General features: G+C 59.0%; 5 protein-coding genes and 1 pseudogene. 3 read left to right on the top strand and 3 right to left on the bottom strand.

The window, feature by feature from the left end; translation table 11 throughout:
- Window positions 1–1,005: 1,005 nt before the first annotated feature.
- Window positions 1,006–3,234, bottom strand: a complete 2,229-nt coding sequence (locus ACE3OG_RS14760) for a Z1 domain-containing protein (RefSeq protein WP_374309976.1) — start codon at window positions 3,232–3,234, stop codon at window positions 1,006–1,008.
- The gene (locus ACE3OG_RS14755) at window positions 3,231–4,721 is read right to left on the bottom strand and encodes an ATP-binding protein (RefSeq protein ID WP_374309974.1); all 1,491 of its coding nucleotides are present in this window, start codon (window positions 4,719–4,721) and stop codon (window positions 3,231–3,233) included. Before ACE3OG_RS14755 ends, ACE3OG_RS14760 begins: the two co-directional genes overlap by 4 nt.
- Window positions 4,722–4,728: 7 nt before the next feature.
- Between ACE3OG_RS14755 and ACE3OG_RS14750 the strand changes: the two genes are divergently transcribed.
- Window positions 4,729–5,268, top strand: a complete 540-nt coding sequence (locus ACE3OG_RS14750) for a very short patch repair endonuclease (protein ID WP_374309972.1) — start codon at window positions 4,729–4,731, stop codon at window positions 5,266–5,268.
- Here ACE3OG_RS14750 and ACE3OG_RS14745 read toward each other — a convergent pair.
- Window positions 5,255–6,511, bottom strand: coding sequence for a DNA cytosine methyltransferase (locus ACE3OG_RS14745; RefSeq protein WP_374309970.1), 1,257 nt, complete (start codon window positions 6,509–6,511; stop codon window positions 5,255–5,257). The two genes, ACE3OG_RS14750 and ACE3OG_RS14745, sit on opposite strands and share 14 nt — an antisense overlap.
- 360 nt (window positions 6,512–6,871) lie before the next feature.
- Between ACE3OG_RS14745 and ACE3OG_RS14740 the strand changes: the two genes are divergently transcribed.
- A complete protein-coding gene (locus ACE3OG_RS14740) occupies window positions 6,872–7,057 on the top strand; it encodes a hypothetical protein (protein ID WP_374309968.1) in 186 nt (61 codons plus the stop codon).
- Window positions 7,057–7,428, top strand: a pseudogene (locus ACE3OG_RS14735) (recombinase family protein); the annotation flags it as partial. The gene ACE3OG_RS14740 and the pseudogene ACE3OG_RS14735, both read left to right, overlap by 1 nt.
- Window positions 7,429–7,430 lie beyond the last annotated feature (2 nt).

Here is a 7,430-nt window from a genome sequence, read left to right as displayed (position 1 = left end):
GCGAGCCCGGTCAGGAGGGAATAGAGGTGCGATTTCCGCCCAGAGGGCGTCGGGCAGCAGCTTCTTGGCCATCCCTCACGGTCAACCAAACATGGTTAACAAAGGGTTTTGTTAGGGCCTCTTAGTCTGCGACCGGGGCCGCTTTTTACAGCGTCCATCAATCATTTGCGTGGAAGATAGAAACCGGCATTGGCCGCTATCTGCTCGACGACCTCCGCGCAGGCTCTTTGCCCGGCGGCGCGCATGAGTTTGACTTCGACAATCGCTTTTAGGGATAGGACGCCAAAGTCGGCGGGCGGGTACTTGTGACCCACAGAAGGCAGGTTGGCAAGTGGGGCTTGAGCAATGACGTCTGTCCCGGCGCATCGACGCGCCCTCAATCGCTTACGGTGCGGGGCGCGGCCGCCCTCGGAAAAGACATTGGGGTCGACTCGACGTTCAGCGGTCAAGAAAGCGGCCACAAAGCCGGCGCAGAATCATTGGACAGTCACCGCAACACAATGATATATTTATGATATGCGCGACAGAAAACAGGACGGTGAGCCGGACATAAAGGCGGCCAAAGCCCTGACGGACCTCGCGATCGAGTTCGCCGCCCACGCGGCGGGCTTTCGGTGCCGCCTGCCCGACGGCGTCGCGCTGGACGCCCGGGCTGTCACCAGAGCAGGGCGCGCCGTAAGCCCAAAGGCACCTGTGCTTCGCCTGTGCTAGAATTGTGCCTTTCAACATTCATGTATTTGAAATAATGCGATTTTTCCCAGCCTTCAAAGCTGGCCATGGGGGTTCGTTTCCTCTCACTCATTCCATGAGTCAAATCAAGGACTTAGCCGTGGAATTCAACCCGCAAACACCTCAAAAACCACGCTTTTCGCCTTCAATTTCGCGTCCGGTATAACTCGCCAAAATCCGCCATTCTCCGGAATGGGCTGTTCAGCCTGCGCTAAAATTTTCGTTGCAATTCCCGCGCCGCTGCACTTTTCCACTCGGAAGCCATGGGATGATGGCTCATGCTGAGGCTTGGACCAGCCAGCCCGCTCCGAGCCTCGCAGGTATCCAGATGGCCATCACGGGAATATTCTCGACGACCACCGGCCCGTTCGTGCCCCTTGTGAGATTAAGGTTGTGAATTTGGATCGTGACTTTATCCGAGCCGTGGATGTGACGATCGCCAGGATAGACACTCCCCTGCGTCGGCCCTCTTGACGGGTTCGCGCCTTGGAACAGCTGCGATGTGATACGGCCATCTTCGCTCGCGCCGCGTTCGCGTGGCTGGCCGCCGCTCATCCGCACCACCGTGCATCGCTCGCCGCCATTCCGATCGAGACCACGGCTAATCTGCAGAAGCGCGCCAATGTAGTTCTGAGAGTCACGCAGCTCTGCCAAACGGAACTCTACCAGCAGATCCCGGAGGACATCGGACAAGGCGAGATCATCAGCAACTTTGTGACGCTGTATGGCTGTCCGATCTAAATGCCCATCCATATCAACGAACTGATGCCGCACCAGGAATGCTTCGATCAACTGACGATTTGCAATGAGGAGTTCGGCAGGGCCGTTGACATACTTGGGATCAAACCACGAGTCCGAGAACGTGCCGCGCATATAGTCGAGATCTAGGACGCTCGATCGAGTTGGACGCAGGTTGGGGGACAGGATGAACGCTCGCTTCCACTCACCCAGCGGCCTCCCGGTGCGCTCGTAGTCCTCGAGCTGAGTCCGAATCTCCTCCTCGTGCTCGACATAGTCATGAAACGCCTGCCGGCCCCCCGCTTCCAGGTAGATCCGACAATAGCCCAGGTAGCCCTGCTTGTACCCAAAGAAACGACCGCGCTGCTGGACCGTGTCGGCGTTGCCGACCCCAACGCTTCTTGGCATGTATGTAACCACGAGCCCTTCCACGGTGAACCCACGATCCATCGCCTGTCCGCCGACGAGCACCCATCCAAGGCAATTCTGCCATCGGATCGTTGGCGTCTTGCCTGGAACCGCATTGACTTCCATCACGGTCGCGTTTCGAAAAGCTCTGAGCAGCTCCGCCGTGACGGCATCGAATGTCGGCAGATCGTTCGCTGTGGTCGCAAGGTCATCATAAGCCGCGGCGAACTCGGCCAGCAGATCACGCCGATCTGGATCGGCTTCGTCCAGCTCGAGCGTGCGCTGCCAAGTGTTGAAGGCACCCTGGACCCAGTTGAAGAACTCCTGATGCGAGTCAGTCCTATGAGACGGATGCACGAGCATCGAACGGTTGCCTGTATCGCCATGACGGATGAGGTGGCTTGCGATCCCGACCATGAAAAGGCGCAATGCCTCGAGAAGCGAACCAGGTGGCTCCGTCAGCACATTCGTTGGGGTGGGCACCTCGCCCGGCGGAATCTGCCTCACATGCGAGTTGCGCAAGGCGACAAAGAAGTCCCTCCCGCCGACGTAGCCGGCTCCGGGCTCAAGGACCTCGACGAAGCGAGGCGACAGCAGGTCGATGATGTTGATCAGCAGTGGAGCCTGTGGCGTCGCCGTATATTGCAGGAAAGTGTGATGCGGGATCTCTGCGCGAAGCTCCATGATCCTAGTGTAGGTCGTTGTCTGCTCGCCGTTGTTGACCTTTGCGTTTAGGCTAGCCTGATCTGCTTCGTCGTCGATGATAAGCACCGGGCGGCCACCAAGCTCGAGGTTCGCCAACATCGCGCGAAGCTGCGCGAGCCAGCTGTGATGCTTCATCACCGTGATGAGCACGGTCTTCTTGTCGTCATCGGGCACCGACGCATCTGCCCAGTCCGCCAAAACGCCTTTGATAGCGTTCAGCATGCTGGCTTGGTGGGTTTCCTTCTGAAGGGGAAAGAGCTGCCAGCGACGATCGGGCCGTGTGCTCAGCCGCAAATCCCTTTGGAGCCGCGTCGTGGACTGATTGAAGAGCGGGATCGTCGTGCCGGCGATCACGATGACGATGGGATAAAGATTGTCGCGCGCCAGCGCCGCCACCGTGGTGAACGAGAGCGTCTTACCGCTTTGCACATATCCAATCACAAGGCCCGTTTCCTGGCCAGCGGGAGACGTTGGCGGAACGCATTTCGACAGGATCGACCTACCGGATGCGATGATATTGTCGTGACTATCTGCCGGCGCCGACGAGGAACGTAGCAGCTCCCTAGTCTCCTCGCCGACATGTGGCGCCCACGCCGCGCCGACAGATAGGGTAGAAATATTGGGAATAACCGAATTCATATCGCCCTGCATCATGGCTGAGATAGAGAATCGCGTAGGAGATCGTTGACATTTCTCCGAATCGTTCCCGCCTGGTTTATACCCGATTCTCGCGCTAGCACCTCGGCAAGTCCTATCGCTGCGGCGGTCCTCAGAAGGGATTCGATCGCAGAGCTGTCGACACCCGAGAAGCGCACCATGAAGGGATGCGCCAGCGATAGACGCAGACGCAGCAACCTGGGTGCTCCATCGCTCGTCGGCCGGCTGGTGTCACTGATTGAGAGCCATTCGCCGATGCTGGGATCGTCGTTGAGCTCGATGACAATTCGCCAGGCGATACCATGAAAGCGGATATCAAGCTCTCGCTCTGCCAGACTTCCCTGCTGCGGCAGCTCTTCGAGGGGAGGCGCGCTCACCGGCGGCTTCTCGGCAATCGCTTCCGCGACTGGCTCCAGTGTCCGCTCGAGGGCTGACGCGGTATGATCAACCGCCTGCCGCGCCGCGGTCTGCACAGCCGCTCTTGAGGCGCGGGCCCTGTAGCCGTTCGCTTGGTGGATAAGAGGAAGGTCGTCAGAGTCCAGACGCTCCAATAGAAGTTCTAGAAACGGCTGCTCATTCTCGTCCCAGCGGATTCCGTCTTTGGTCTGCGCGACCTCGAAGCCGGTCAGATGCAGCTCGCCGAAGAGGCGCTGATAGCAGTAGCTATTGGGCTTACCAAAGATATACTCGGGTCGGTAGCCTTCATCCGCGCTTCCCTGAATCAAGCGCGATCGGCGGAAGAGCGCGAACCCCGCGCTCGACACGCTGGCGGTTTCTCGGATCGCAGCGAACCCGTCGACGGACATGCCTTGCCCGAGATCAAAATTGATGTCCTTGCGCCATAAGATTGGGGCGGCATCTGGAGTGCGAAAGTACGGCGCCGTGAGTGTCCTGGGGTCCGAGTAGATAAGCGCGTCGCCATTCACGACGAGCTGCATCTGTTTCCGCCGTAGGAAGACCCGGAAAATGTCCGTCAAGTGCTCCTTGATCTTTCCGACGGTGCGCCCGATCGGCGGCCGGTGGAGTTCTTCAAGCACCACCTCCGTGAAGTGCGCGTCTGGCGCAACCGCGCGCTCCTCCACGACGAGCTCGGCGATGTCGTCCCTGACAATGCGGTCGATATCGAACCTGACTGTTCTTTCGATCGGCTCGTCGAGGGCGCTCGTGCGAACATGCCATCGAGGCGAGAACCAGCAGGCTGCACTCTTCATTCCCATCCCGAATTCGGAAAGGCCCGAGCTATTGGTAGGAATCGCAGCAGGACGGAACGCTCGCTTATATTGCGCTTCGGCGATCCCGCCTGCGTTGTCCCGGATAGTGATGCGGTTCGCGCCAGTCGCCTCGATGTCGATCCTCACGACTAGCGAACCCGCTGGCGGCGTCAGACTTTGCAGCTTATCCTCATTGTCAAGATAGCTCTGCAACGCGTTGTCGACGAATTCTGCTAGGGCAAACCAGGGCCGGTAATTGAGGTGGCGGAGCACTGACAGGATGCTCACTCCTGGCCGAATATTGACCGCGCTAACGGACATCGCCGTTACCTATCGAGGCAGCAGAAATCCTAATATCATAGGCGACGCCATTGGATCGAAGGGAAGCATCTTGGGTGATCATCTCACGAGCGCGGAGCGAAGCGCGCATATGAGGAAAATTCGAAAGATAGACACCAAGCCGGAGCTTGTTGTGCGTCGCGCGGCTCATGCGTCCGGGTTGCGGTTTCGGCTTCATCGATGTGACCTGCCGGGATCGCCAGATCTGATTTTTCCCAGCCGACAAGTAGCGGTATTTGTGCATGGCTGCTTTTGGCACCAGCATGAAGGCTGCCGGCTTAGCCGGCAACCGAAGAGCCGGTTAGAATACTGGCTGCCGAAGTTGCGAAGAAACCAAGAGCGCGACGCGCGCGCTGCAACGCTCCTTATGGATCTGGGATGGAGAGTCGTGACAGTTTGGGAGTGCGAGACGGCTGATCCTACGATCGTGCAGCAGCGGTTACGAGAGATAGCGGATCGTGCCATGGTCATGCAGCCTTAAACTTGCGTAGCGCGTCGCGTTTCGCCCGGGCGCCGGCGGCAGCGCCGGGTCCAAGCCCGGTACCTGGATGATCGGCGTGTGTTCCTACCAGCTCGTGAAAGGCTGGTGGCACAGGCCGCACGGCCGTCCGACGGGGCGCTGTCTCACTCTTCGGCACGGCAAGCGTCGGTGATTTGCTTGTGTCGAGTTTCGCGCCGAAGAACTGCTTCTTGATCTCACATGCCAGTACCTCAGCTAACAATGACGGAACCGCATTTCCGACCATGCGTTGCATCTCGCTGCGGCTTGCATCACACTTCACGTTCTGGGGAAATGTCTGCAATCGGAATAGCTCTGTCGCAGACAATCTACGATTCGACCAATGAAATGGGCCGCTCGCGGAGCCAGATTGCGATTGGATTGTCCAAGAAGGTCGGTCCTTCGCGAGCTTCAAAAGGAAAGTCCAGTACCGAGTGCGCCAGCCAAACAACGGCATCCCACCGCCTCTGTTGGTGTGCCACAAGTAGTTTTCACCTTCAGGTATTGAGGGCAGCAAGCCTGCCCATTTCCCTTTCATCCGTAAGCTGTCGTCACTTGAGCTGGGGATATCCCCGATGGCATCCCAACAGGTCGTATATAACGGTAACCTAACATCATCGTCTGTGCCTGAAGCGTTTCGATGGGTCGGATTTGGAAAGATAAAATCCCTGCCGTCCTCAGCACCAACAAGGAATACTCGCTCTCTAATCTGGGGTACGCCATAGTCTGCTGAATTGAGCTTCGCCCAATGCACTCTATATCGTGACCCAAATGTGCTGTTTACGCGCGTTATTCCTGTAAGGACGCGATCTAAGCCACCAGAATGACCGCGCGCGGCGAAGCCAGGCACATTCTCCAGTAAGAAAGCCTTCGGCCGTGTCAGCGCGATCACTTGCAGAAAAGCGTTCAAGGTCCTTGAGCGGGGATCATCGAGCCCGCTCGCCCCATCCTCCCGCCAGTAGGCGGCCTTTGAGAAAGGCTGGCAGGGCGGTCCCGCAATCACAATGTCGAGTGGACCTGCGTCCTTGATGATTGTGGACGAACAAATATCGACGGCTCGACGCGGGTCGAGGTTCGTTTCCAGCACATCCCACTTGCGATTCAGCCGAATCGTGGCCGCCACAGTCGTATTTGCTTCAACCGCCGCGATTGTCGTGAAGCCTGCTGCTTCGAAGCCGAAATCTAACCCTCCAATGCCCGTGAACAAACTCAGCGCCTTCAGCACCTCAGCGCCCCCTTGCCGTATAAAACGCTTCCAACCTTCATCGTCTCCTAAAGATCGTTCAGGATGCGTTCAAGTGGAGTTCGCGCAGAGCGCTCGGACTCGGCCACTGTCCGCAATGCCAAGATTGAAAAGAACCGAATCGGTCACGACGGCCTCCGTTGTTTCAGTTTAGCACGACCAAAAAGCGCGGAAGGCGTAGAGCCCGACCTTTCTCTGAAATCGGCCCGACCTGCCAGGCTCATGGAAATGCCTGAGCGGCGGCACCTCGCTTTGACCCGCCTGTGACCAGAAGTCCGCGCCCGGAAGCGCGTACGTTGGAAAAAACGGCGACGGCGCCGTTTGTCGACGTGACGCGGGACGATGAGCGAGGCGCGGAGATCGGGCAGGAAGGCGATGCCGGCGGGCGCGGCCCGACGGCTCGAAACCCGCGCGCTCGATCCGAAGCTTGTGGAGTTCGTCAAAGCGCTTGCTCGCGCCGCCGCGCGGGAGGATCATCGCCGCGCGGCCGAGGCGGCCTTGCCCCGGTCCGAGCGGGATCAATCCTGATGCGCACCGCCATCTATGCGCGCTTCTCGACCGAGCTCCAACACGAGCGCTCCATCGAAGACCAGGTCGCGCTCTGCCGCGCGCACTCCGAAAAGAACGGCCTCGACATCGTCGCCCTCTATGACGACCGGGCCCGCTCCGGCGCTTCAATCTTCGGCCGCGAAGGCCTGATGCGCATGATGGATGCGGCCAGGGACGGCGCCTTCGAGGTGATCCTCGTCGAGGCGCTCGACCGCTTGTCGCGCGATCAGGAGGACCTCGCCGGCATCTGGAAGCGGTTCAACTTCCTGGGGATCGAGCTTCGCGCCGTACACGACGGCAAGGCCGACCAGATTCAGATCGGCATTCGCGGCCTTGTCGGCGCGCTCTATCT

Source organism: Methylocella sp. (assembly GCF_041905455.1).
Lineage (GTDB): Bacteria > Pseudomonadota > Alphaproteobacteria > Rhizobiales > Beijerinckiaceae > Methylocapsa.
This window is presented reverse-complemented; position numbering and strand designations above follow the sequence as displayed.

What these genes read in the sequence shown, in the direction of transcription:
- ACE3OG_RS14760 (WP_374309976.1), bottom strand. Translation starts at nt 3,234, where the DNA reads ATGATGCAGGGCGATATGAATTCGGTTATTCCCAATATTTCTACCCTA.
- ACE3OG_RS14750 (WP_374309972.1), top strand. Translation starts at nt 4,729, where the DNA reads ATGCTCACTCCTGGCCGAATATTGACCGCGCTAACGGACATCGCCGTT.
- ACE3OG_RS14740 (WP_374309968.1), top strand. Translation starts at nt 6,872, where the DNA reads ATGAGCGAGGCGCGGAGATCGGGCAGGAAGGCGATGCCGGCGGGCGCG.